Genomic DNA, 23,087 nt, shown 5'->3' with positions numbered 1-23,087 from the left:
CCGCGTCAGCTTTTCAGGATGCGGCCTACCATTTCGGCGGTATCGCGACTGAGGCCGGGCCGCGCGGCGATCCGCTCCAGCTGAGTCTCGATCATCGTCTGCCGATCCGCATCATATCGTCTCCAAGTCTCGAAGGCCGAGCACATGCGCGCCGTCGTCTGCGGATTGATCGGATCGAGTTGGATCAGCCAATCGGCAAGCAGCTTGTACCCCTTGCCCGAGGCGTGGTGAAAGCCTGCGGGCGACCCGGCCAGCGCGCCCAGCGTGGCGCGGAACCGGTTGGGGTTTTTCATCGTGAAATCGGGATGCTGCGTCAGCTTGTCGGCAACCTCTGCCGTCTTGCCTGGTTCGGCATAGGCAACTTGCAGACTGAACCATTTGTCGATGACAAGCCGGTCCTTTTTCCACTGCTCATAGAAGGCCGCGACAGCGTCATTGCCCTTGCCTGCCTGCAGGAGGCATCCCAGCGCCGCCAGCTGCTGGGTCATGTTATCGGCCGCGTCGTACTGCGCTTGAGCCGCCTTGCCGGCATCGCGCCGCGTGATCATCGCCAGCGCGGCATTGCCCAATGAGCGAGCGCCCGACTGCGCGGCATCGGGGCGGTAAGGGTCCGCGACCTGATGGGCCTCGTAGAGCGCGCGGGCTGTGTCTTCCATCGCCTCTGCGCGCGCATCTTTCAGCGCCTCGAGTGCGTCCCAGATGGCTTGCGGATCAGGCGTGCCGCCCGCGTCATGGATGGCCTGCGCCAGATCATCCTGACTGGGCAGACCAAGCGCCAGTGCGCGGAAAGCCGGATCGAGCGTATCGTCCCGCGCCATCGTCCGCGCTGCCTCCAGATAGGCCGCATCGGGCGCGGCGCCGTGCCGGATCATTGCCAGCAGACCCTCGCGCGCCAGCGCGCGGCCCGCCTCCCACTTGTTGAACGGGTCGGTGTCATGGGCCAGAAGGAAGGCGCGCTCGGCATTGTTCGTCTCGCGCCGCAGGATCACGGGGGCCGAGAATTCGCGCAGGATTGACGGGATGGGATGCGCCGAAAGGCCGGTGAATTCAAAGCTTTGCTCGGCCTTTGTCATCTCGAGCGTGCGTGTTGCCGCCACCTCGCCGCCATTCTGGCCCAGCAGGCCGACCTTGATCGGGATGACGCGCGGCGGCTTGTCCTCCTGCCCCGGTGTGGGCGGCGTTTCCTGTTTGAAATGAAGGGTGTAGGTGCCGTCCTTAAACTCGTCCGTCACCGACAGGCGCGGCGTGCCCGCATCCTCGTACCAGCGTTTGAACTGCGCCAGATCGCGACCCGTCACATCTTCGAAGACGCGCAGCCAATCCTCGATCGTGCAGGCCTGCCCGTCATGCCGCTGAAAATAGAGGGTCAGTGCCTTGGACCATGCCTCGTTCCCGACGAGCGTCTTCAGCATCCCGATCAGCTCGGCGCCCTTTTCATAAACGGTCGCGGTGTAGAAATTGTTGATCTCGACAAAGCTTTCCGGACGCACGGGATGCGCCAGCGGGCCGTTATCCTCGCGGAACTGGCGTGCGCGGAGCGCGATCACATCCTCGATCCGCTTGACCGGCGCACTGCGCAGATCCGAGGTGAATTGCGCGTCGCGGAAAACCGTCAGCCCCTCCTTTAGGCAGAGCTGAAACCAGTCGCGGCAGGTGATGCGGTTGCCGGTCCAGTTATGAAAATACTCATGCGCGATGATCGCCTCGATCCGCTCGAAATTGGCGTCGGTGCTGGTCTCGGGGCTGGCCAGAACGCAGGAGGAGTTGAAGATGTTCAGCCCTTTGTTCTCCATCGCGCCCATGTTGAAATCATCGACCGCGACGATGTTGAAAAGGTCCAGATCGTATTCGCGCCCGTAGACCTTTTCATCCCAGCGCATCGACGCCTTCAGCGCATCCATTCCGAAGGCGCATTTGCCCTCGTCTCCGGGGCGCACCCAGATGTTCAGGTCCACCTCGCGACCCGACATGGTGGTGAAGCGGCCCGGATGGTTGACCAGTCGGCCCGCTACCAGTGCAAAGAGATAGGCCGGTTTCGGCCAGGGGTCATGCCATTCGGCAAAGCCATCGCCCGTCTTGCCGGGGTTGCCGTTGGAGAGCATGACCGGCTCGGCGCCCTCGATGCGCACGTCGAAGACGGCCATCACGTCTGGGCGGTCAGGATAGTAGGTGATCTTGCGAAAGCCCTCAGCCTCGCACTGGGTGCAGTACATACCGCTCGACATGTAGAGCCCTTCGAGCGCGGTATTCGCCGAAGGATTGATTTCGACCTCAGCCTCCCAAGTGAAGGCACCGTCCGGCACGTTGCAGGTCAAACCCGTGTCGGTGACCCGTGGCGACACCTCTTTTCCGTCGATGCGCGCGCTGATCAGCTTCATGTTTTCGCCGTCGAGGGCAAAGTCCCACGACGCCGCCTCGGGATTGGGGGCAAAGTCTATCCTGCTCAGAACGCGCGTGCGCGTCGGATCCAGACGAAAGGTCAGGTGTACCCCCATGACCAGCCAATTGGGCGGGGTGTAGTCGGCTAGGTGTATAGTCTGGGGGGCGGCGTCCTGCATGTCGCGTCCTTTCGGTCGGAACCATTTGGTTGCGGCCAGAGTTAGAGGGATAAGAGGGTCCCTTCAATGCCCTTATGTGGCGTGCAGCGCCGCAACATCAATGAAAGTGAGGACGCGCCATGTCGGCACCCGACACCAACACCGAAAAAACCAAACCCGCTCACAAGACACCGATTTCCGGAATGGTCGGCGTCGTGATCTTTGCCGTGGTCCTGCTACTTGGGTTGGTCGTATGGCTCAGCTTTGCCGGTAACGATCCCGGAGATGAGGCCGGGGTTGACACTGGCGTCAACACGCAGATGACGGATGGCGTTGCCGCCGATGGTGCGGCCGTCGAGGGCACGGCCGTTGAGGGCGCAGCAACCGAGTGATATTATTGTCGTAAATCGTTTTGGTACGCTATCCATCAAGAGGCCCGCCGGTGCTGCCGGGCGGGCCTTTTCGTGCCGGAGGCGCAAGATGAAACATCGCAAGAAGGGCGATCTGCCCCGCAAGATCTGCGCCACATGCGGTCTGCCCTTTGCATGGCGCAAGAAATGGGCCCGGAATTGGGACGAGCTGCGGCATTGCAGCGACAAATGTAGGCGAAATCGGCCGCCTCCAGCGCCCGAGGCGTCTGAGCCGCACCGTGGGGGTTGAAGTTTTGCTGCCATGCGGCAAGATTGGCTGGATGCAATCACAGCACAGGCCATACATGAAACGTCCCGTCATCGGTATCATCGGCAACCAGCATGTGATCGACGATCGCTATCCGCTTCATGGGGCGGGACGGATGAACCTTGAGGCTGTGGCGCAAGTGGCCGGCGGGATGCCCTACATCATTGCCGCCGACCCGCTGCTGGTCAGCGTGGAAGAGCTGATGCATGTCTGCGACGGCTTCCTCCTGACGGGCGGGCGCGCGAATGTGCATCCCGGCCATTACGGCGAGGATGAGACCGAAGCGCACGGCGCCTTCGATCCGGCGCGTGATGCGATCACACTGCCGCTGGTGCGGGCTTGCGTCGAGGCCGGGATGCCGCTGCTCGGCCTTTGCCGGGGATTTCAGGAGATCAACGTGGCGATGGGCGGCACGCTTCATCCGGAGATCCGCGATCTGCCGGGCCGCGATAATCACCGCATGCCTCCCGATGGTACGCTGGACGAGCAATTCGCCCTGCGCCATGTGGTAAGCTTTACCGAAGGTGGGATTTTTCATCGCCTGATGGGGGCGCGCGAGGTGATGACGAATACGCTGCACGGGCAGGGGATCAAGACAGCCGGCCCGCGTATCGTGATCGAGGGCCATGCGCCCGATGGGACCGCCGAGGCGATCCATGTCGGCGGCGCGCGCGGCTTTGCCCTTGGCGTTCAGTGGCATCCCGAGTGGAGAGCGATCGAGGACCCGGTTTCGCGGCCCCTTTTCGAAGCCTTTGGCGCGGCAGCCTCCCATTGGGCAGCAGGGCACGGGCCTGCGCCTGCGCTGAAATCGGCCTGACCGGAGTACCATCGGCGGCAGCGGCTGTTGCATCCGGGGGGATTTGGGTATTTTCAACCAAGAAAAAGCGACGCGCTGTGCGCCGATATACAGGTTGTGGCCAGTCGCGGCGGAGCGGCGTTCTTAAGAAGGAACTGGGATCATCGTGGAGCAGCCGGATCTGAAACCTTCGCCGCCCGGCGATGAGCACCCTCCCGTGGGCGCGGTGATGCGCACGATCTGGATCTGCATCGGGTCCGTGTCGCTGGCGCTGGGCGCTGTCGGGGTGATCCTTCCGCTGCTGCCGACCACGCCTTTCGTGCTGCTGGCGGCCTTTGCTTTCGCGCGGAGTGCACCGCGCCTGCGGGCATGGCTGGCACGAAGCTCGGTCTTCGGCCCGATCATTTCGGACTGGGAGGCGTATGGGGTGATTGCGCCGCGCTACAAGGCGATGGCTTGCGGTGCGATGGGGGCCGTTCTGGTCGCCTCTCTGCTGGGCGGTCTGGATTTGCGGCTGATCGCGATACAGGCGGTTTGCATGGGCGTGGGGGCGGCTTATGTGCTGACTCGGCCCTCCTATCCGCGAGGTTAGGGGCCCCTGGGCCGATCGCCTTGGATCAGGCGATATCGCCCTCGTATATCTGTGCGAGAGCGGTCCGCACCTGGGCCTGAACCTCGGCGGCCGACCTTTCCAGATGGCCAGCGAGTATCTTGAGCGCCCCCCTCTCGTCGCGCGCGGCAACGGCGGCGACCAGTTTCTGATGTTCCCGGTGTGCACTACTGCGCCGGGCCTCATGCTCCAGATTAATCCGCCGGACAAAGCGGATGCGGTCATTGATGTTCTGCAAAAATCCCAGCCGTGCAGCGTTCTCCCCCATTCGGGCAAGGGCGAGGTGAAAGGCCTCGTCCGCCGCGATCATCCCTTGGGCATCCGTGCCGCCGGGGGCGCAGCTCTGCTGCCACTCGGCGGCGAAGGTCGCAAGGGCCGGATCGGGCGTATGGCGCATCGCGAATTTCAGCGCCCCCGCCTCGAGATCGAAGCGCACGGCGTAAAGCTCGGTGATTTCGCGCGCGCTGAGCTTGCGGCAGAAAAATCCGCGCCCTGGTTCGAACCAGACAAGCCCGTCTGAGATCAGCCGGTTGAGCGCCTCGCGCACGGGCGCGCGGCTGAGGCCCAGATCAGCAGCAAGCGCGCTTTCATTCAGGCGTGCGCCGGGTTTCATGCGAAAAGCAATCAGTCGCCCGCGTAGGGCCTCATAGGCCAGATCGACGGCATTTTCGCGCAACGCGGGCATGGGTGGCAGCGCCTTTCCTGGATTTTCCGCCGGCAAGCTTGACAGGTTCGGCGGGTGTGTCAACACTGCCGACAAGATTGTCGACAATCCTGTCGGCATGGATCTGTGACACGGAGAGATCATATGGCGGACGTCCCGGACAAACCTTTGAGTGATGCGCAGGTGGCCGAATATCACGAGCGGGGCTGGGTCATCCCCGATTGGCAGTTGCCGCCCGAGTTGATTGCCGAGATGCGCGCCGAGTATGAAGCGCTTTTGGCGCGTAATCCCGATATCGGGTCTGACATCATCCTTGCGCCGCATCAGGAGGAGGGTGGCTCGATGGGGGTGAAGGGCAGCCGTAAATGGCTGGAATTCGCCACGCACCCGAGGCTTATGGAGACAGCGCGTCAACTCATCGGCGATGACATCATCCTTTGGGGCACGACCCTCTTCGGCAAACCGCCCAGGAACGGCAAGGAAACGCCCTGGCATCAGGATGGCGGCTATTACCCGATCAAACCGCTCGAGACGCTGACCATGTGGATTCCACTGGATGATGTCACGCCCGAGAATGGCCCAATGACCTTCATCCCCGGCTCGCACAAGGCGCATGAGCTTTACAGCCATTCATGGCAGGAAGGGGATAACAAGACGATCAACCTCGTCTGCGATTCCGAGCATTTCGACGAGGCCGAGGCCGAGCCTCTGATCCTGAAGGCGGGGCAGGTCAGCTTTCACGATGTCTATATGATCCACGGCTCAAAGGCGAACCATACGGATCATCGGCGCGCGGCCTTCATCGTGCGGCTGATGCCCGCGACGTCCTTCTATGATCACGAATGGGGCGCCGAGATCGGCAAGAAGCATCCCAGTCAAGGCTACGGCACACGGCCCCTGCATCTGGTCAGCGGGCAGGACCGGGCTGGCAACAATTTCGAGATCGGGCATGGCGCGACTGCACCGGCCTGATGGCCTATCCGCGCAGGCGGGCGAGGATCGCGTCGCAGGCGCCTTCCCACGCCTCCGGCACACCCTTTTCCTCCAGATGGTCGAGGCCTTGCCGGGTGATCCCGCCGGGGGTGCAGAGGCTGGCGAGAATGTCTTGCATGGGAGCGTCCTCTTCGGCGATCATGCGGCCCGCCGCCGTGAAGGTGCGCGCGACCAGTTGGCGCGCGTTGGCCGGGTCCATACCCTGCGCCGCCGTCCAGTCGGCGCCGGTGCGGATCAGCGCCTGCGCCCAGCCATACATCGCAGCCGAGACGGTGGCCGCCTCGAACTCGTCCTCGCTGCGCAGCGCGATGATGCTGCCGATCGCGTCCAGCAGCGGGCGCGCGGCAGGCAGGTCGGGATAGGCGAGGGTGGGGCTGGCCCCCAGCTTGGAGGCGGTGATGGGCATGATGCGCATCACATCGGCAGGCCCCGCGTCCAGCGCGCCCCGCGTTACGCCTGCGCAGGCGCTGAGCAGGGTCTGGCCCTCGCGCCAGGCCAGCCCGCGCACCGCGCCGGGCGCGTCCGCCGGACGTACCGCCAGCAACACCACGTCGCACTCGGCCACGATCTGGTCATTGCCCCGGGCCAGCGCAAAGCCCTGCTCTCTCGCCAGATCAACCCCGCGCCCCCGCGGCGAGAGCATGATGCCTGCGGGCGCATGGCCCGCACGCAGCAGCCCGTCCAGCATGGAGGCCGCCAGATGACCCACTCCGATAACACCCAGTTTCATTCCAATCCGCCCCGCTCCTGTGCCAATGCCGGGCATACTGTCACAGAGGCTCCGGATGACAAGGCCGCCGCGGCCAGACCCTGCACGGGCACTTGCGCAGACTGTCAAAGGAAAGCGGAATGACGGCACCGAAGTTTGGAGAGACTCCCTTGCCAATGCTTGATCTGACCGATCCGGCCTTGACGCCGGGGCGCGCATTGCTGGCCGAAGGGCGCGCGATGGCCCGGTATTGGCAGTTGGGCCGCTCGGCCTTCATGGAGGTCGAGGGCGTAGCGTCCGAGGCAGACTACAAGCGCCGCGCGATGCAGGACGGGCGCATGATGCAGCATGCTCATATCGGGTTTCGCAGCATCGACCGCACGGTGGATGCGATGGGCGAGTTGCACCGGCGCGCCGCCGCGCAAGGGGTGCGCATCGACCGGTTCGGCGTCACGCTGGACTGGACGATGGGCTATCCGCAGAACAACCGCGCGGATCGGGCGCGCGGCACCGGCATCGTCCTGACCGGCCCCGAGGATTTCGCCCGCATCACGCAGGCCAGCCCGGCGGCAGCGCATTTCGGAGATTTCATGCTGGGCCTGCCCGGCGCGCTGGACAATACCTGCGCGGCGATCGCGGCGGGGGCGACGGCCATCGGCAATCTGGGGCAATATTTCACATTTCGGCTGCCCTATTGGGATGATGACGTGGCGACGACCGAGGCGACGTTGCGCGCGCTGGGCCTGATCGCGGCGCAGGAGGCCGAGATCCTCGTGCATTCCAACCTCGACGATGGGTTCGCTGGTCTTTTCATCGACATGACATCGGCCTTCGGGATGGCGTTGATCGAGAAGCATATCGTCGAGGATCTGATCGGCGCGCCGCTGTCCTTCTGCTTTGGGCATCACTTTTCGGCGCCGCTGACGCGGGCGGCGTTTCAGGCGGCGCTGGCGCACGAGACAGCCACGCCCGGCACGATGATTTTCGGCAATACGGTGGCCTATCAGGGCGGCACTTCGCAGAATTATGCCAGCCTTGCCAGCTATTTGCTGGCCGATCTTTGTGCGATGCATGAGCATCATTCGGGCCATGCGATCAACCCTGTGCCGGTCACGGAAAACCTGCGCATTCCCGATGTGGACGAGATTTTGGATGCGCAGCTTTTCGCGGCTCGGCTGGCGGACCATGCGCCGGGTCATGCGGCGCTGCGAGATAGTGCGCTGATCGACGCGATGGTCGAGCGGCTGATCGCGGGCGGGCGCGTCTTTGCCGAGAACGCGCTGAGGGGGCTGGCCGAGCGCGGCGTCGATACCGCCGACCCGGCGGCGCTGATGCTGGCGATCCGGCGGCTGGGTGCGCGGCGGATGGAGGCGATGTTCGGCGCGGGTCCACTGGAGGGGACCGCACGCGTCCCCTTGGTCTCCGCCGACTGGGCGGAGGAGTTGGACGAGATGGCCGGCGCATGGGTGCGGCGGCAGCAGGGCGCGGCGCTGGCGCGGCGCCGCATCGCGCTGGGCACGACCGATGTGCACGAACATGGCGCCTATCTGGTGCGCCGGGCGTTGATCGGCCTCGGGGCCGAGGTGATCGAGGCGGGCGTTGCCATCGATGCCGAGGTGATGGTGTCGCGTGCCATCGAGGCGGGGGCCGATGCCATCGCGGTCAGCACCTATAACGGCATCGGGCTGCATTATGCGCGCCGCCTGAGTGAAGAGCTGAAGGCGCGGGGCGCCGATATGCCGGTGCTGATGGGGGGCAAGCTGAACGAGATCCCGCAGGACAGCAATTCCAGCCTGCCAGTGGATGTCACCGCGCAGATCCGCGCCACCGGAGCGCATCCCTGCAAGGATCTCGATGACATGCTGGCCGCGCTTAAGCCCTAGACGTGCTGGCCGCCATTCACGTCGATGGACGCTCCATTGATATAAGAGGACTGCCCCGAGCAGAGAAAGAGCACGACGCGCGCCACTTCTTCGGACTGGCCAAGGCGGCGCAGGGGGATGGTGCGCGTGATCTCTTCGGTGCCGGGCGACAGAATCTCGGTCTCGATCTCGCCGGGGGTGACCATGTTGGTGCGGATGCCGCGGGGCCCGAACTCGGCCGCGGCCTCGCGGGTCAACGCAGCCAGGGCCGCCTTGGAGCAGGCATAGGCCGCGCCGGCGAACGGGTGCACGCGGCTGCCCACGATGGAGCCGACATTGACGACGCAGCCCTGCGCGGCCTCAAGCTCGGGTAGAAGATCGCGCATCAGCGCGGCGGGACCGATCAGGTTGACGTTCATCACGTGATGCCATGTTGCATCATCGGTGCCCGCGATGCCCAGCCGCGCGCCGCCGCCCCCTTTGGGCGAGATGCCCGCATTATTGACGATGGCGCCAAGGCCCTCGGGGCCCAGCGTCTCGCGGACGCGGGCGACCAGGTCGGCGCGCGCCTCGGCGTCCGAGAGATCTCCCTGAAAATGATCGGTGGCGCCCGCGTGCCAAGGGCAACGATTGTCGAAGGCGGTGCGCGAGACGGTCATCACCCGCCACCCGGCGGCCTGGAACGACTTGACGGTCGCGTGGCCGATACCGCGGCTTGCGCCTGTCAGCAGCAGGGTTTTCGTGCTCATGAGGGATCCCCCGGATCATGGCCCGCATCAGGCGGCCCGCGCAGGAGTAGTAGACCCGATGCGTCTCATGTCAACGGCTGACCCGCGTGCGGCGGCGCGCGCGCCTAGATATAGGACCGCTCGCTGAGAGGTACATCCGAAATCGCGCGGATCAGCATACCAGTCAACACATCCTCGGCGCGGTTGAGGGTGCGCCCCGGATTGCTGACCATGTGAATGTCGATGGCGGGCAGGTTCGTTTCCGGCGGCAGTTGCCAGAGCCGGCCCGCCGCCACATCGCGCGCGGCAACGTGGACGGGCAGGGCGCCGATGCCGACATTCGTCATGATCATGCGTCGGACCTCGGACAGGCTGGACGACACGCCCTTGAGATCGGGCCGCATCTCGGCCTGCTGGCGCAGGCGTGCCAGCTCGAAGAGGGGGCCGGCGGCGGAATCGGTCTGAAATGACACGGCTTGCTCGCCGCGCAGATCGCGCAGCTTGAGGCCGGTCTTGCCGAATAGGCGATGGCCCGGTCCGCAGTAATGCCCAAAATACTCGCGGTAGAGCACGCGGTAGTCCAGCCCATGCGCTGGATGCGACACGAGGCAGAGGCCGAAGGCGACGCGGTTTTGCAGGACGCGCGCGATGACCTCCTCGCTCTCGGCAATCGACAATGTATAGGTCACATCGGGATGCGCGGCGTTGAACCGCTCCAGCACGGCGTCCAGATGCGGGCTGATAACGTGGCTGGCCAGCGCGATCGAGACATGGCCGGTTACCTTGTCCTCGGCGGCGCCCAGAAGGGTGGGCAGTTGCGTGACCGCGCCGAACATGGTGCAGGCCTCGCGATAGAGCGTTTCGCCTGCCGGAGTCACGCTGAAATGCGTGGATGAGCGGTTGATCAGGCGACGCCCCACCTGATCCTCGAGCCGCTTGAGCGCCGAAGAAATCGTGGGCTGTTTGAGACCGAGAAACGTGGCCGCGGGCGTGATGCCGCCCTCGTCGACCAGCACCATGAAGGTGCGCAGCAGGTTCCAGTCCAGATTCCAGGCAAAGCGATGCTCAAAGAGTGGGGTCATCGGTTTTATCAATCCAGCGCATTTCTTTTATTTATTTGCACGATGTTTGGCGCCTGTGCAAACATCTTGTCAGACCAGACCGCCGGGGCGGGCGCTGTGCGATGCGCGGCTCTTGTCCCAGTGATCTGTGCCTGCCAAAAAAGAAAACCCAAAGGGAGACACCGACATATGACCACATCCATGATCCGCCGCACCTTCCTGGCGACAACCGCCCTGGCCGCCGCGGCCCTCATCGCAGGCCCCGCTGCCGCTGACGACCTTGAAGGCATCAAGGAGCGCGGCGTATTGCGCATCGCGATGACGGGCCAATACCCGCCCTTCAACTTCGTCAACGAAGCCAACGAAGTTGTCGGCTTCGATCCGGCTATCGGCACCGAGATCGCCAAGCGTATGGGGCTTGAGACAGAGATCGTCACCACCGCGTGGGACGGCATCATCGGCGGTCTGATCGCGGGCAAATACGACGCTGTCGTCGGCTCGATGTCGATTACGGAGGAGCGCGACAAGGTCATCGATTTCGTTGGTCCCTATTACAACACAAAGCGCGCGTTCTTTACGGTCGCAGGCTCAAACATCACGTCGCTGGATCAGTTGAACAATGACGACGTGACCGTTGGTGTCACGCTGGGCGAGACCCATGACGAATGGGCGCGGGATCAGGGATACAACGTCAAGACCTACAAGGGTCTGCCCGAACTTCTGCTGGAGCTGACCAATGGCCGCATCGACGTGGTGATCAACGATTCGATCCCGGTCCTTCTGGCAATGAAGGCCGGTCAGTACGACCTTGCCGAGATTCCGGCACCCGACGCGCAGGCCTTCCCGGCGGGCATCGCCATCCGCGAGAACAACCCCGAGCTGGCAGCCGCCATGCAAGAGGCGCTGGACGCGATGATGGAGGACGGCACCTACCTGGAATTTGCCAACGAGTGGGTCGGCGGCGACATCCGTTAAATCCCATGGGCCTGCCCGCGCGCCGGGCGGGCCCATTTGTCGGCGTTCTGCCCACCTGTCGCAGGGTGGGGCGGTATGCTGCTCATTTCTCATACCCGGAGACAGCCCTTGGATCTCGATCTTATCCTGCGGGTCTACCCGTTCTTTCTGGAGGCCGCGCTCGTCACGATCGAGCTGTCGGTGCTGACATGCCTGCTCGGCCTTGCCTGCGGTGCGCTGGGCGCGTCAATGCGCCTATCGCGCCTTGCACCTCTGCGATGGATCGCGGCCACGTATGTCAGCATATTTCGTGGCACGCCCGCGCTGATCCAGGTTTTCATCCTTTATTTCGGCGGCCCACAGATCGGGATCCAACTGGACAGTTTCTCGGCGGGGACCATCGCGCTGGGCGTCAATATCGGCGCCTACATGACCGAGACGATCCGCGGCGCCATCCTGTCGGTCGATCGCGGCCAGACCGAAGCGGCGCGCACGCTGGGCATGAGTAGGTCAGAGACCATGCGCAAGGTGGTACTGCCGCAGGCCGCCCGCATGATGATCCGGCCCCTTGGCGTCAACATCAACGCGCTGATCAAGGGCACGGCCCTCGTCGCGCCCATTTCGGTGGTCGAATTGACCTACACCGCGCAGCGTTTCATCGGTTCGACCTACAAGCCGTTCGAGATGTTCCTGCTGGCAGGCCTTCTCTACATGGCGATCATCTATGTGGTTGGCCACGGTATCAAATGGCTGGACCGCCGGGCACAGATCTCATGAGCCGCGCCGTCCCGCCATACCTCACCGTATCCATGACAGGAGGCCGCCATGGGTCTTGATTTCACTGTTATCCCCAGCTACTTCGACACGCTCTTGCTGGGCATGGCGTGGACCGTGGCCATCACCATCGGCGCGGGTCTGCTCAGCTTCTTTGGTGGCATCATCTTTGCCGTGATCGCGCTTTATGGCCATTGGGTGATCCGGCTGCCGTTTCGCCTCTTTGCCTGGCTCTTCATGGGTACACCGCTGCTGTTGCAGCTGTTTCTTATCTATTTCGGCTTGATCGAGATCGGGATCGACCTGCCTGCCTTTGTTGCCGGTGTGATCGGCCTTGGCCTGCATTTCGCGGTCTACAATTCCGAACTGATACAGGCGTCGATCCTGGCCGTGGACAAGGGGCAATACGAGGGCGCGCGCACGTTGGGCCTCTCGCGCGGGCAGACGCTGCGCCGGATCGTCATCCCGCAGGCGGTGCATGCGGTGATCCCGCCCATGGGCAACAACATGATCGCTCTGCTCAAGGACTCTGCGCTGGTCTCGGTAATCGGCGTGATGGAGCTGACCCTCGCCGCGCAGCAGGCAATCAGCCGCACCTACCGCCCGTTTGAATTCTACATCGCCGCCGCCGCCTGCTATTACGTCGTCAACCTGTGCCTCGAGGCCGGATTGCGTCGCCTCGAGCGCCGCATCGCGGCCTCGCGCTAAGGAGCCTTCCATATGACCGATACCGCTCACACCGACACCCCCAAAGCCGATACCCCCTTCATCCAGATACGACACGCCGCCAAGAGTTTCGGGTCGCTGGAGGTTCTCAAGGACATCAACCTGACCGTTGAGCGCGGCCAGATCGTGGCCATTATCGGCCCTTCCGGCTCGGGCAAATCGACGCTTTTGAGGGCGATCAACGAGCTTGATCCTCTCACCTCTGGCGAGGTCTGGCTGGAGGATGTGCAGATCAACAAGAAGCTGCCGCATCGCCAGTACGAAAAACACGTCAACCAGGTCCGGCAGGACATCGGCATGGTGTTTCAGCACTTCAACCTGTTTCCGCATCTGAACGTGCGCGACAACATCACGCTGGCGCCCAAGATGCTGAAGGGGATGTCGACTGCGGATGCCAACAAGCTGGCCGAGGAGCAACTGGCGCATGTGGGCCTCTCGGAGAAGATCGACGTCTATCCCTCGCGCCTCTCGGGCGGTCAGAAACAGCGGGTCGCCATTGCCCGCGCGCTGGCGATGAAGCCCAAGGTCATGCTTTTTGACGAGGCGACATCCGCGCTCGACCCCGAACTGGTCGAGGAGGTGAACCAGGTGATGAAGCAGCTCGCCGAGGAGCACATGACGATGATCATTGTCACTCACGAAATGGATTTCGCCGCCAGCGTCTGCGACCGCGTGCTCTTCATGGATCAGGGCGTCGTGGTCGAGGAGGGCCCGCCCGACGTCATCTTCAAGAACCCCAAGGAAGAGCGCACGAAGAACTTCCTGCGCAAGCATCTCAGCCGCTAGGGCACTCAAATGTCACATCTCTTCTACCAGACGAAATCACCCCGCCCGGTGCTGGACCGCGCCGAGGGGATCTACATGTATGCCGAGGACGGCAAGCGCTATATCGATGGCTCGTCCGGCGCGATGGTCTCGAATATCGGCCATTCCAACCCCGCCGTGCTGGACGCGATGCGCGCCCAGATGGAGAAATCCACCTTCGGCTATCGCCTGCATTTCCAGACCGAGGCTTCCGAGGAACTGGCCGAGAAGATCGTCGCGCGCGCGCCTGCGGGCCTCGACAAGGTGTTTTTTGTCTCGGGCGGATCGGAGGCGGTGGAAAGCTGCCTGAAACTCGCGCGGCAATACGTGCTGACGCAGGGCCAGGGCACGCGCTACAAGGTGATCTCGCGCTATCCCAGCTATCACGGCTGCACCTTGGGCGCGCTTGCCATCACCGGCATGTCAACCATGACGTCGCCCTTCGATCCCATGATGGCCCGCATGCCCAAGATCCCGGCACCGCGCGCCTATCTAGACGGGCTGGATGCCGATGATGAGGCGACCGGGTGGTATTATGCTGACATGCTTGAGCAGAAGATCCTCGACGAGGGTCCCGACACCGTCATGGCCTTCATTGTCGAGCCTGTCGGCGGCGCCTCGACCGGCGCGCTGGTGCCACCTGCGGGCTACATGCAGCGCATCCGCGAGATTTGCGACCAGTATGGCATTCTGCTGATCCATGACGAGGTGATGACCGGCGGCGGGCGCACCGGCACCTTCTTCGGGGCCGAGCATTGGAACACCGCGCCCGACCTCATCTGCCTTTCCAAGGGCTTTGGCGCGGGCTATGCGCCGCTGGGTGCAATGATCGCACGGGGCGATATGGTGGATGCGGTGATGGAGTCGGGCGGCTTCATCCACGGCTTCACCTATGCGGGCAACCCGCTCGCTTGCGCGGCAGGCTCTGCCGTGCTCGATGTGATCGACACGGAGGGCCTCGTGGCCAATGCCGCCGCGATGGGCGACAAGCTGGCCGAGCGGCTGCGGGGCCTGATGCAGCGATACCCCTTGATAGGGGATGTGCGCGGCAAGGGCCTTCTGACGGCGTTCGAGCTGATGGCGGATCGCGCCACCAAAGAGCCGCTTCCGAAAGGCCTCAACGCGCATTCGCGCCTCGTCGATATCGCCTATGACAACGGCCTCATCATCTATTCGCGCCGCACGCGGGGCGGCACTTCGGGCGATCATTTCCTCGTCTGCCCGCCGATGATCGTGACCGAGGGGCAGCTCGACGAAATGACAGACATGCTCGACCGCTCACTGGCGCAGTTCATGTCTGAAATGCCGAAAATGGCGGTGGAATAATGTCGAAGATCATTATCACCTGCGCCATCACCGGCTCGATCCACACGCCCTCCATGTCGCCGCATCTGCCGATCACGCCGGACGAGATCACCGAGCATTCCATCGGCGCGGCCGAGGCCGGCGCGGCGATCCTGCATCTGCACGCGCGGCACCCCGAAGACGGCCGTCCCTCGGCCGCGCCTGAGCATTTCCGCGCCTTCCTGCCCCGGATCAAGCAAAACTGCGACGCGGTGCTGAACCTCACCACCGGTGGCAGCGCGATCATGACGCTGGAAGAGCGCCTCGCCGCCCCGCTCGAGGCGGAGCCCGAGATGTGCAGCCTCAACATGGGCTCGATGAATTTCGCGCTCTACCCTGCGGCCGCGAAAATCACCGAGTGGAAATATGACTGGGAAAAGCCCTTTCTCGAAAACTCCGACGATCTGATCTTCAAGAACACGCCGCGCGACATGGCCCATATCATGACCGAGATGGGCGAAAAGCGGGGCGCGCGGTTCGAGTTCGAGTGCTACGAGATGGGGCACCTCTATATGCTCAAGCATTTCGTGGATCGCGGGCTGGTCAAGGGGCCACTCTTCATCCAGTTCGTTTTCGGCGTGCTGGGCGGAATCGGGCCGGACCCCGAGAACCTGACGCATATGAAGGCGATTGCCGACAAGCTCTTCGGCGACGACTACACCTTTTCGGTGCTGGCGGCGGGCCGCCACCAGATGCCGCTGATTACCATGTCGGCCATTCTCGGCGGCCATGTGCGCGTGGGGCTCGAGGATTCGCTGATGATCTCGCGCGGGACGCTGGCCAAGACCAATGCCGAGCAGGTGGCCAAGATCCGGCGCATCGTCGAGGATCTGGGCCGCACGATTGCCGCGCCCGAGGAGGCGCGGCAGATGCTGGGTCTCAAGGGCGGCGACCGGACCGCGATCTGACGTGGACTAGAAGGCTTCCCACTCAAGATCTTTTTTGTAACGGGCACTTGGCCGGCCTTCTTCACCCAGCGCAATCAGGTGCAGCCAGCGGTTGTCGAAAAGCGCACGCACGCCCGCGTGGCGCTTCAGGATATCGGTGATCGCCTGTTGCGGAGCTTCGATGCAGACCGAAAGGCGCAAGGGATCATGTGCCAGCGCGCGCCCGTCATGCACCGATTGCCACGGCAGCCCGGCGCGGAGCATGCCGCCATTGCCTTCGACCACGCCGACGCCGCCGGTCACGTTATGCAAGAGCTTGTTGCCCGCGCCGAAGACATGCGGCGCGGTGACAGAGCCGTAATATTGGAGGCTGATCCAGCTTGCGACCACGACAGGTGCGGTCAGGATCAACTCCAGGACGCCAAAGCCCGCGTCGGCCTTCCAGTCGTAATCATGCAAAAAGGCGCGGCCTTTCAGATCTTTGCCCCGCGTTCGGTCACGGGGCGCGGCGATGAAGGCGCTGCAACCCGCCAGCGCCCATTCAGGCCGCGTCTCGGACCAGTCGCGCGACCGAGCGGCGACATCCTTGCCCGAGGCCGCGCGCGGGAGGCGCTGTGCACGTTCGGTCCGCGCCAGCGTGCCGGCGGTCTCGAGCGCGCTCAGCGCCTTTTTTAGCGGGCCGGGCGGCAGGGTGTGGTCCTGCGCGAAGATCGTCACCTCGTCGGTCGTGGTATCGTGGAGCGCACCTGCAAAGACGGTGTCGGCGGGCAGCTCGATCCCGAGTGCGGCCAAACCGCTGCGCACGTCCTCCATGTTCAGAAGGCCGGCCAGAAGCCGCGCGTTCACTTCGCCCGAATAGCCGCCACAGGCGCCGCATTGCAGCGCGCTGACATGCGGGTTGTTGACGACGCTCGCGCCATGGCCCGCGATCAGAACCAGAGGCGCGAAATTGCGGGTGAGGGACATGGCGCGCAGAATCTTCTCGGCAGCATCGACGCGCTGCTCCAGCGTCATCACGGTGGTCAGGCGCGGGGGCAGGCTGTCTGCCCCCCTGGCGTGCTGATATCCCAGCGCATCGCGCGCGAGTTTGCCGATATAGATCGGCCCCGTCGCCTCGACAAAGGCGAAGGAGGAAACCGCCGCCAGCTTGAAGCGCCCCCAGGCGCGTGCGGCACGCGCGGCAAGACGCGCGGCGAGATCGGCCTTGGCATCCTTGGGCCCGCCGGTCGCACTGGTCACGCCATGGGTCAAAAGCACCGGCAGCCGCGCCTCGGAGACATCGGAGGCAAAGCCGCGATGCGCGGTGGTGAGGCCGAAGAAGCCCGCAAAGCCAAGCGTCTGGATATCGGGATCGACGCTTTCCAGCGCGCGGCGGAACACCTCGGAGCGCACGTCGATGCAGAACGCGGCCTGCAGGGCGGGACGCGCCTCGGCGGCATTGCTGCCCGTCTCGCCGAGTGTTACGGCCAGGCTGCGCTGCGCCGCCCGCTCGGCGGCCTCTTGCATAATTGCGAGGGCGATCTGCGTGTCGTCGGCGCGCGCAGGCTGGGCATGTGCGGCGCGCACGTCGGCCCATTTCGCGCCGATGGCGTCATCGTAGCGCGATAGAAGCGCCTGCTCCCACATGAGACGAATGCTCAGCATGTCGGTCGTGATGGGATCGACCTCGCCCGCAAGCTCGGCCTGCCAGAGGCGCTGCCGCGCCAGCTGCGCCCAGCCGCCAAGGCCCAGCAGAAGCTGGTGGAAATAGGTCTGTGCGGCGTTCGCGCCGAGGCCCAGCACGTCCGACGCATAGGCCAGCGCGCCCCGCGCGCTTTCGGGTGCGCGCGCGACGTCGCCTGCAAAACCGCTGAGGCCCGCGATTTCGGCGGTGAGGTCGCGGCTGGCAAAGATCTGCCAGCTCACGAAGGCGCCGCGCCCGTCCGTCAGTTGCCAGAGCGCCTGGCCCTGATCGAAATACCCGGCGGCCCAGGCGCCGATGCGCTCCTTGATGAGGGCGGGCCAGTCGGTGCCCGAGGCTTCGGCGGCCAGCTCGGCCACGGTGGGCAGGGCGGCGCGCGCGGCGTCCTCGGTCTTGGCGGCGGCCTTCAGCGCGGCCACATCCTTGGGCGCGCCTTCCGGTGCGATGGCGAGCGCGGCGGCAAGATCCTCGTCGGTTACGGTGCCGTCGTCGATCCGCGCGGCATACCATTCGGGCGGCATCGTCGCGCGCGCGCCGGTGGTGCGGGTCAGCAGCGCCGAGACATCCGCGAGTGCCATGCCCGTCTGCCCCAGATAAGGATTGACCGCGACGGACGCCGAGAGGGGCCAGAGGGGCGGGATCGCGCGGGCCGCGTTCTCCGAGACGGCGATCAGTTCGAGATGCGGGCCGGAAAAACCGGCATAGATATCGGCCTTCATGCTTTGGCTCCTTCGCCGGTCGTGTCGGTGGCCCGGGTCTTGCCGCGCCACGCCCATCCGCGCAGCAGCCGGTCCTCGACCGCATTGATATAGAGCCCGTTCGAGAGGTGGATGCGCAGGCCCTGCGCCGCCGGGTGTTGCGACCAGAGCGGCAATGTCGCCTGCGCCAGCGCCACGAGGCCGAAGCTGAGAAGCGCGAGCAGGATGAGCGCCCATTCCAGATCGCCCGGCGCCGGCGTCAGCGGGAGCGTGCCCGATGTGGCCCATTCGGCCAGTCTTTGCAGCGCGACATAGCTTACGGCGGCGATGCCCGACAGAAGCGCCGTGCGCTGCGTCAGTGCGCGGGGGGCGGCATCGGCAAGGCCCTGCGCCAGAAGGTAGGCAACGCCGAAGATGAGGATCGCGCCCAGCGCCACCGCCTGGGGCGATTTCGCACCAAAGCCCAGCAGCACACCCGAGGCGAGGTAGACGCAGGCATAGATAGCGATCGCCAGCGCGAAGGCGCGCCCGACATTTGCAAGGCTCGGCACCGCGACCGGGCCGGGCCGCCGGATCGAGGCCACGAGCGTGACCGCGCCGCCCGAGGACAGGAACGCATGCGCCTTGTAGAGAGAGTGCGCCACGATATGCAGCAGCGCCAGCGGGAAGAGCGCGAGGCCGCATTGCAAGATCATGAAGCCCATCTGCGCCACGGTGGACCAGGCGAGCGAGGCTTTGACCGTCGGTTGCGTCAGCATCACCAGACCGCCGAAGAGGGCGGTAAACCCACCGATCAGCACCAGCCCGGCCAGCGTCAGCGGCGAGAGCAGCATCACGTCCGCGAAACGGATCAGAAGAAAGCCGCCCGCATTGACCACGCCCGCATGCAGCAGGGCCGAGACGGGGGTGGGGGCCTCCATCACCTCGGTCAGCCAGCCATGGGTCGGGAATTGCGCGGATTTGAGGATCGCGGCCAGCGCGAGGAAGGCGGCGGCCAGCACGGCGGGCGTGCCGCCCTCTCCCAGCCGCGCGGCCTCGAGGATGGCCGAGATGCGCGGCGTGCCATAGGCGGCGATCAGCAGGATCGCGGCGATCAGAAGCGCCGCATCGCCGGTGCGCGCGGTAATGAACTTCTTGCGCGCCGCCCGCTGCGCGGCCACCCGCTCGGGGTAGAACAGCAGCAGCTTGTGCAGACAGAGGCTGGTCGCGATCCAGGCAAGGACAAACTGCACGAGGTTGCCCGACTGCACGAGCAGCAGCACAGCCGCCAGCGTGCACAGCAGCCATATGGTGAAATGCGTTTGGCGCGCCTCGCCATCCAGATAAACGCGCGCATAGCGCACCACGATCCAGCCGATGAAGCTGACCAGAACCAGCATTGTCGCGCTCACCGCATCGAGCCGCGCGGAAATGCCAATGTTGCCCAGCCCCAACAGCACGCTGTCGCCTGCGCCGCGGATCAGCAGGACGGCAGCCGTCGCGAGGGCCAAGGCCAGCGCACCCCCTGCCGTGCCTTCGGCAATCGCAGCGGCGCGGCTTGGGGCGATGCTACGGCGCAGATGCAGGACGATCGCAGCGGCGATCAGTATGGCAGGGGCCAGAAGGGGCAGGGTATGCATCGGCATGGGCGCTCCGGTTCGGTGAAGGGTTCGGAGCGTCTTAGCCTTTGTCGCAGATCAAAAGAAAATTCATTGATTGCATCATACCGTTCGCTTAATGCGAACGACATGCGAGATATAAACTATAACCATCTGCGCTATTTCTGGCAGGTCGCCCATGACGGCAACCTGACGCGCACGGCTCAGAGACTGAACCTGTCGCAATCGGCGGTGTCAGTGCAGATCCGCAAGCTGGAGGAGCGGCTGGGCCACGCCCTGTTCGAGCGGCGGGGTCGACAACTGCATCTGACCGAGGCAGGACGAATTGCGCTGGACCATGCTGACACGATCTTCGGCGCAGGGCAGGATCTGCTGGCAACGCTGTCGCAGACAGGCACGCCCCGGCAGGTGCTGCGCGTCGGCGCGCTGGCCACACTCTCGCGCAATTTCCAGATCGAGTTCCTGAAGCCTCTGCTGGGCCAGCCCGAAATCGAGTTGGTGCTACGCTCTGGCACTCTGGCCGAGCTTTTGCAGGGCCTCGAAACGCTCAGCCTTGATATCGTCCTGACCAGCCGTGTGCCCGCGCCCGACGTGATGAGCCGCTTTGTCGCGCATACCCTGTCCGAACAGCCGGTGAGCGTGGTCGGCACACCCGCGCGAGTGGGCGACACCGGCGATCTCAGCACGCTGCTGGCAGCGCATCCGGTGATTGTGCCCACGGCTGAAAGTCCGCTGCGCGCAGGTTTTGATACGCTTTGCGCGCGGCTTGGGGTCGAGCCGGTGCTGGCCGCTGAAGTCGATGACATGGCGATGATGCGCCTTCTGGCGCGCGAGGATATCGGCCTGGCCGTGCTGCCGCCCATCGTGGTCAAGAACGAACTGGCCTCGGGGCTCTTGCGCGAGGCGGCGCATGATATCGGCCTGTCCGAGAAGTTCCACGCGGTGACGGTCCGGCGGCAATTTCCCAACCCGCTATTGGCGCCGCTTCTGGCAGCGCGTTAGGCCGCGCCGATCCGGGCCGCGACAGCAGCGGCGGAGGCCAACGCGCCTTCCATCAGGCCGCCCATGTCATCCGCCATTTCGGCCCCGGCAAAGAGCAGCCTGCCATCCCAGAGGTCCCTCACTGCACCGGGCAGGCCATAAGCCGGATGCATGCGCGGAGGATGTCGGTCGGCTTCGGTCGCCGTCTCGGGGACGGTGGCCCAGTCCATCAACGCCGTGGCGGTGGGTGTGCGTGCGGCCGGGCCAAACAGGCGCGCTAGTTGGTCGATTGCGGCAACTTTGAAGGCTTCGGCATGATCCCTGCGCTGATCTGCCGGCACACCGACAAAGCCAAAGAGCGCGGCGGGCGCACCATTTGGGCCTGACGCGTCGTGGATTTCGGCCAGCGGTCCGATGGCGCTGACCGCGTCGCCCGAAAGGGCCGCGTCGCGCCAGTAGGGCGCGTCATAGGCGGCGACGAACTTGGCATGGCCGGCCATCCATGTGGGGATCGCGGCGAGGGCGCGCAACGCCGCGTCGGGCAGGGCGGGCGACGTGACAAGCCGTGCGGCGATGCGGGGTGGCAGGGCCAGCACGATCGTATTGGCACGGCAGACCCGGCCATCGGCCAGCGTGACCCGGCCCGCCTCGGAGAGCGCCTGCACGCGCGTCGAGAGGTGAAGCCGCTCCTGCGGCAGGGTGTGGGCCAACGTGTCGATCAGGCGCGCCGCGCCGCCCTCGATCCGCAGCGCGCCCGCCATCGAGGCATAGCCCGGCCCCTTGTGAACCCGGCCCGCCGGGTCCTCGACCAGGGACAGCCCCTGGGAGTGCTGGGCAAAGCTGCGCAGACCCAGATCGTTCAGCAGCGCGGCCATGCGGGGCTGGCCGGGCCAGAGCCATGACGGCCCCAAGTCGATGGCTCCGCCGGGCAGCCTCAGCGCGTCAATGCGCCCGCCAAAGCGGTCACGCGCCTCGAAGAGCTGAAAATCGACGCCGGCGCGATGCAGCTCTCGTGCCAGCGCCAGCCCCGAGAGGCCGCCGCCGATGATCGCCACGTCTGTTTGCATGTCATTGGCCTTTGCGCGGGTCATGGTGTGGTTGACTTGGCACGCCTTGCACGGCGCGGCAAGATCCCGAACCCATTCAGAAAGGCTCAGGGCAGCGAGATGAACTCATCCCCGTCGCCCGGCGGCAGTTGAAAGCGGCCATGCGCCCAGTCGCCCGTCGCCCAGGCCATCCTGGCAGCCTCGATCCGCTCGCGCGAGGAGGCGACGAAATTCCACCAGATATGGCGCGGGCCATTCAGCGTCTCGCCGCCCAGCACCAGGAGGATTGCGCCCTGATCGCCCGCCCGGACGGTGATGGCGTCGCCGGGGCGAAAGATCATCATGCGCCCCGCCTCGAATATTTTACCCGCGATGATGCTGCTGCCCGAGGTCACATAAAGTCCGCGATCCTCGTGATCGTCCGGCAGGGGCAGCATCGCGCCGGGCGCTAGCAGGGCATTAGCGGAAAACATCTGCGAAAACGTCTCCGCAGGCGCCCGGGCGCCCCATGCGGTGCCAAGGATCAGGCGCACTGTCTTGCCTTCGCCTTCGGGCATGGGCAGGGCCTCGTCGCCATGATGCTCTCGTGCTCTTCGGGCAGGGCGACCCATGTCTGAACGCCGAAAAGGCTGCTGGGACCACGGCGCTTCGCGGCGCTGGCGCTCTCGGAATGCGTGACGCCGTTTCCGGCGATCATCCAGTTGACCGCGCCATGATGGATCATCTGGCCGAAGAACACGAACGGCCCGACCATCTTGCGCGTCGGGGAGAGCAGGGCGCGGCGCACCACGAATTCTCCGATATCGCGTGCGCGGGGAATGATGACCGTTTCTGTTGCGTCAAGCGCGCCTGCCTCTGGGCAATGCGGTTCAAGCGCGGGGTTCCCGCTCATGATCGGTGCTCCTGTGATTGGCGCCATCTTGGGTCGTTTCGCGCCGTTCGAACAGGCGAAACGG

Annotated in this window: 21 protein-coding genes and 1 pseudogene; 13 read left to right on the top strand and 9 right to left on the bottom strand. The window is 64.8% G+C overall.

The window, feature by feature from the left end; all coding sequences use genetic code 11:
* Positions 1 to 5: 5 nt before the first annotated feature.
* Positions 6 to 2,558: an aminopeptidase N gene (gene pepN, locus ACEWPM_RS02605; protein WP_393960918.1), complete on the bottom strand. Its 2,553-nt coding sequence runs from the start codon at positions 2,556 to 2,558 to the stop codon at positions 6 to 8.
* 119 nt (positions 2,559 to 2,677) lie between these two features.
* Between pepN and ACEWPM_RS02600 the strand changes: the two genes are divergently transcribed.
* From ACEWPM_RS02600 to ACEWPM_RS02585, 4 genes are all read left to right on the top strand, one after another.
* Positions 2,678 to 2,929, top strand: coding sequence for a hypothetical protein (locus tag ACEWPM_RS02600; protein WP_393960917.1), 252 nt, complete (start codon positions 2,678 to 2,680; stop codon positions 2,927 to 2,929).
* The gene (locus ACEWPM_RS02595) at positions 2,865 to 3,197 is read left to right on the top strand and encodes a DUF2256 domain-containing protein (RefSeq protein ID WP_393960916.1); all 333 of its coding nucleotides are present in this window, start codon (positions 2,865 to 2,867) and stop codon (positions 3,195 to 3,197) included. Before ACEWPM_RS02600 ends, ACEWPM_RS02595 begins: the two co-directional genes overlap by 65 nt.
* Positions 3,198 to 3,252: 55 nt before the next feature.
* Positions 3,253 to 4,032 (top strand): gamma-glutamyl-gamma-aminobutyrate hydrolase family protein, encoded by a 780-nt coding sequence (locus ACEWPM_RS02590; RefSeq protein WP_393960915.1) that lies wholly within the window; start codon positions 3,253 to 3,255, stop codon positions 4,030 to 4,032.
* A gap of 145 nt (positions 4,033 to 4,177) precedes the next feature.
* Positions 4,178 to 4,603 (top strand): YbaN family protein, encoded by a 426-nt coding sequence (locus ACEWPM_RS02585; RefSeq protein WP_393960914.1) that lies wholly within the window; start codon positions 4,178 to 4,180, stop codon positions 4,601 to 4,603.
* Positions 4,604 to 4,628: 25 nt separating this feature from the next.
* Here ACEWPM_RS02585 and ACEWPM_RS02580 read toward each other — a convergent pair whose 3' ends face one another.
* Positions 4,629 to 5,306, bottom strand: coding sequence for a GntR family transcriptional regulator (locus tag ACEWPM_RS02580; RefSeq protein ID WP_393960913.1), 678 nt, complete (start codon positions 5,304 to 5,306; stop codon positions 4,629 to 4,631).
* 123 nt (positions 5,307 to 5,429) lie between these two features.
* Between ACEWPM_RS02580 and ACEWPM_RS02575 the strand changes: the two genes are divergently transcribed.
* A complete protein-coding gene (locus ACEWPM_RS02575) occupies positions 5,430 to 6,257 on the top strand; it encodes a phytanoyl-CoA dioxygenase family protein (RefSeq protein WP_393960912.1) in 828 nt (275 codons plus the stop codon).
* Between the two features lie 4 nt (positions 6,258 to 6,261).
* Here the strand turns inward: ACEWPM_RS02575 and ACEWPM_RS02570 are convergent, their stop codons facing one another.
* The gene (locus ACEWPM_RS02570) at positions 6,262 to 7,008 is read right to left on the bottom strand and encodes a pyrroline-5-carboxylate reductase dimerization domain-containing protein (protein WP_393960911.1); all 747 of its coding nucleotides are present in this window, start codon (positions 7,006 to 7,008) and stop codon (positions 6,262 to 6,264) included.
* A gap of 119 nt (positions 7,009 to 7,127) precedes the next feature.
* On the opposite strand from ACEWPM_RS02570, the gene ACEWPM_RS02565 reads away from it, so the two are divergent.
* The gene (locus ACEWPM_RS02565; RefSeq protein WP_393960910.1) at positions 7,128 to 8,870 is read left to right on the top strand and encodes a cobalamin-dependent protein; all 1,743 of its coding nucleotides are present in this window, start codon (positions 7,128 to 7,130) and stop codon (positions 8,868 to 8,870) included.
* Here ACEWPM_RS02565 and ACEWPM_RS02560 read toward each other — a convergent pair.
* Together ACEWPM_RS02560 and ACEWPM_RS02555 are read right to left on the bottom strand one after the other, a co-directional pair.
* On the bottom strand, positions 8,867 to 9,598 hold the full coding sequence (locus ACEWPM_RS02560; RefSeq protein WP_393960909.1) for an SDR family NAD(P)-dependent oxidoreductase: 732 nt from the start codon (positions 9,596 to 9,598) through the stop codon (positions 8,867 to 8,869). The two genes, ACEWPM_RS02565 and ACEWPM_RS02560, sit on opposite strands and share 4 nt — an antisense overlap.
* Positions 9,599 to 9,702: 104 nt before the next feature.
* Positions 9,703 to 10,659, bottom strand: coding sequence for a LysR family transcriptional regulator (locus ACEWPM_RS02555; RefSeq protein WP_393960908.1), 957 nt, complete (start codon positions 10,657 to 10,659; stop codon positions 9,703 to 9,705).
* A gap of 168 nt (positions 10,660 to 10,827) precedes the next feature.
* Between ACEWPM_RS02555 and ACEWPM_RS02550 the strand changes: the two genes are divergently transcribed.
* The 6 genes from ACEWPM_RS02550 to kce all read left to right on the top strand — a co-directional run bounded on the left by ACEWPM_RS02550 (position 10,828) and on the right by kce (position 16,148).
* A complete protein-coding gene (locus tag ACEWPM_RS02550) occupies positions 10,828 to 11,613 on the top strand; it encodes a transporter substrate-binding domain-containing protein (protein WP_393960907.1) in 786 nt (261 codons plus the stop codon).
* 108 nt (positions 11,614 to 11,721) lie between these two features.
* Positions 11,722 to 12,369, top strand: coding sequence for an amino acid ABC transporter permease (locus tag ACEWPM_RS02545; protein WP_393960906.1), 648 nt, complete (start codon positions 11,722 to 11,724; stop codon positions 12,367 to 12,369).
* Between the two features lie 48 nt (positions 12,370 to 12,417).
* A complete protein-coding gene (locus ACEWPM_RS02540; RefSeq protein ID WP_393960905.1) occupies positions 12,418 to 13,074 on the top strand; it encodes an amino acid ABC transporter permease in 657 nt (218 codons plus the stop codon).
* Between the two features lie 12 nt (positions 13,075 to 13,086).
* Entirely contained in the window at positions 13,087 to 13,878 is a 792-nt protein-coding gene (locus ACEWPM_RS02535) for an amino acid ABC transporter ATP-binding protein (RefSeq protein ID WP_393960904.1), read from the top strand.
* Positions 13,879 to 13,887: 9 nt separating this feature from the next.
* Positions 13,888 to 15,222, top strand: a complete 1,335-nt coding sequence (locus ACEWPM_RS02530) for an aminotransferase family protein (RefSeq protein ID WP_393960903.1) — start codon at positions 13,888 to 13,890, stop codon at positions 15,220 to 15,222.
* Positions 15,222 to 16,148, top strand: coding sequence for a 3,5-dioxohexanoate:acetyl-CoA acetone transferase (gene kce, locus ACEWPM_RS02525; RefSeq protein WP_393960902.1), 927 nt, complete (start codon positions 15,222 to 15,224; stop codon positions 16,146 to 16,148). Before ACEWPM_RS02530 ends, kce begins: the two co-directional genes overlap by 1 nt.
* Before the next feature lie 6 nt (positions 16,149 to 16,154).
* Here kce and ACEWPM_RS02520 read toward each other — a convergent pair whose 3' ends face one another.
* A complete protein-coding gene (locus ACEWPM_RS02520; protein ID WP_393960901.1) occupies positions 16,155 to 18,527 on the bottom strand; it encodes a YbcC family protein in 2,373 nt (790 codons plus the stop codon).
* Positions 18,524 to 20,131 carry a proton-conducting transporter transmembrane domain-containing protein gene (locus ACEWPM_RS02515; protein WP_393960900.1) on the bottom strand — a complete coding sequence of 536 codons (1,608 nt, stop codon included), beginning with the start codon at positions 20,129 to 20,131 and terminating at the stop codon, positions 18,524 to 18,526. The genes ACEWPM_RS02520 and ACEWPM_RS02515 overlap by 4 nt, the downstream gene beginning before the upstream one ends.
* A 102-nt stretch (positions 20,132 to 20,233) precedes the next feature.
* Between ACEWPM_RS02515 and ACEWPM_RS02510 the strand changes: the two genes are divergently transcribed.
* Positions 20,234 to 21,106, top strand: a complete 873-nt coding sequence (locus tag ACEWPM_RS02510) for a LysR family transcriptional regulator (RefSeq protein ID WP_393960899.1) — start codon at positions 20,234 to 20,236, stop codon at positions 21,104 to 21,106.
* Here the strand turns inward: ACEWPM_RS02510 and ACEWPM_RS02505 are convergent.
* Together ACEWPM_RS02505 and ACEWPM_RS02500 are read right to left on the bottom strand one after the other, a co-directional pair.
* Positions 21,103 to 22,152 (bottom strand): flavin monoamine oxidase family protein, encoded by a 1,050-nt coding sequence (locus ACEWPM_RS02505; RefSeq protein ID WP_393960898.1) that lies wholly within the window; start codon positions 22,150 to 22,152, stop codon positions 21,103 to 21,105. The two genes, ACEWPM_RS02510 and ACEWPM_RS02505, sit on opposite strands and share 4 nt — an antisense overlap.
* Before the next feature lie 86 nt (positions 22,153 to 22,238).
* A pseudogene (locus ACEWPM_RS02500) lies at positions 22,239 to 23,023 on the bottom strand (pirin family protein).
* Positions 23,024 to 23,087 lie beyond the last annotated feature (64 nt).

Source organism: Roseovarius maritimus (assembly GCF_043355895.2).
In the GTDB taxonomy this organism is placed as follows: domain Bacteria; phylum Pseudomonadota; class Alphaproteobacteria; order Rhodobacterales; family Rhodobacteraceae; genus Roseovarius; species Roseovarius maritimus.
The sequence above is the reverse complement of the archived record's forward strand: the minus strand, read 5'-3'. Positions and strand labels throughout refer to the sequence as shown.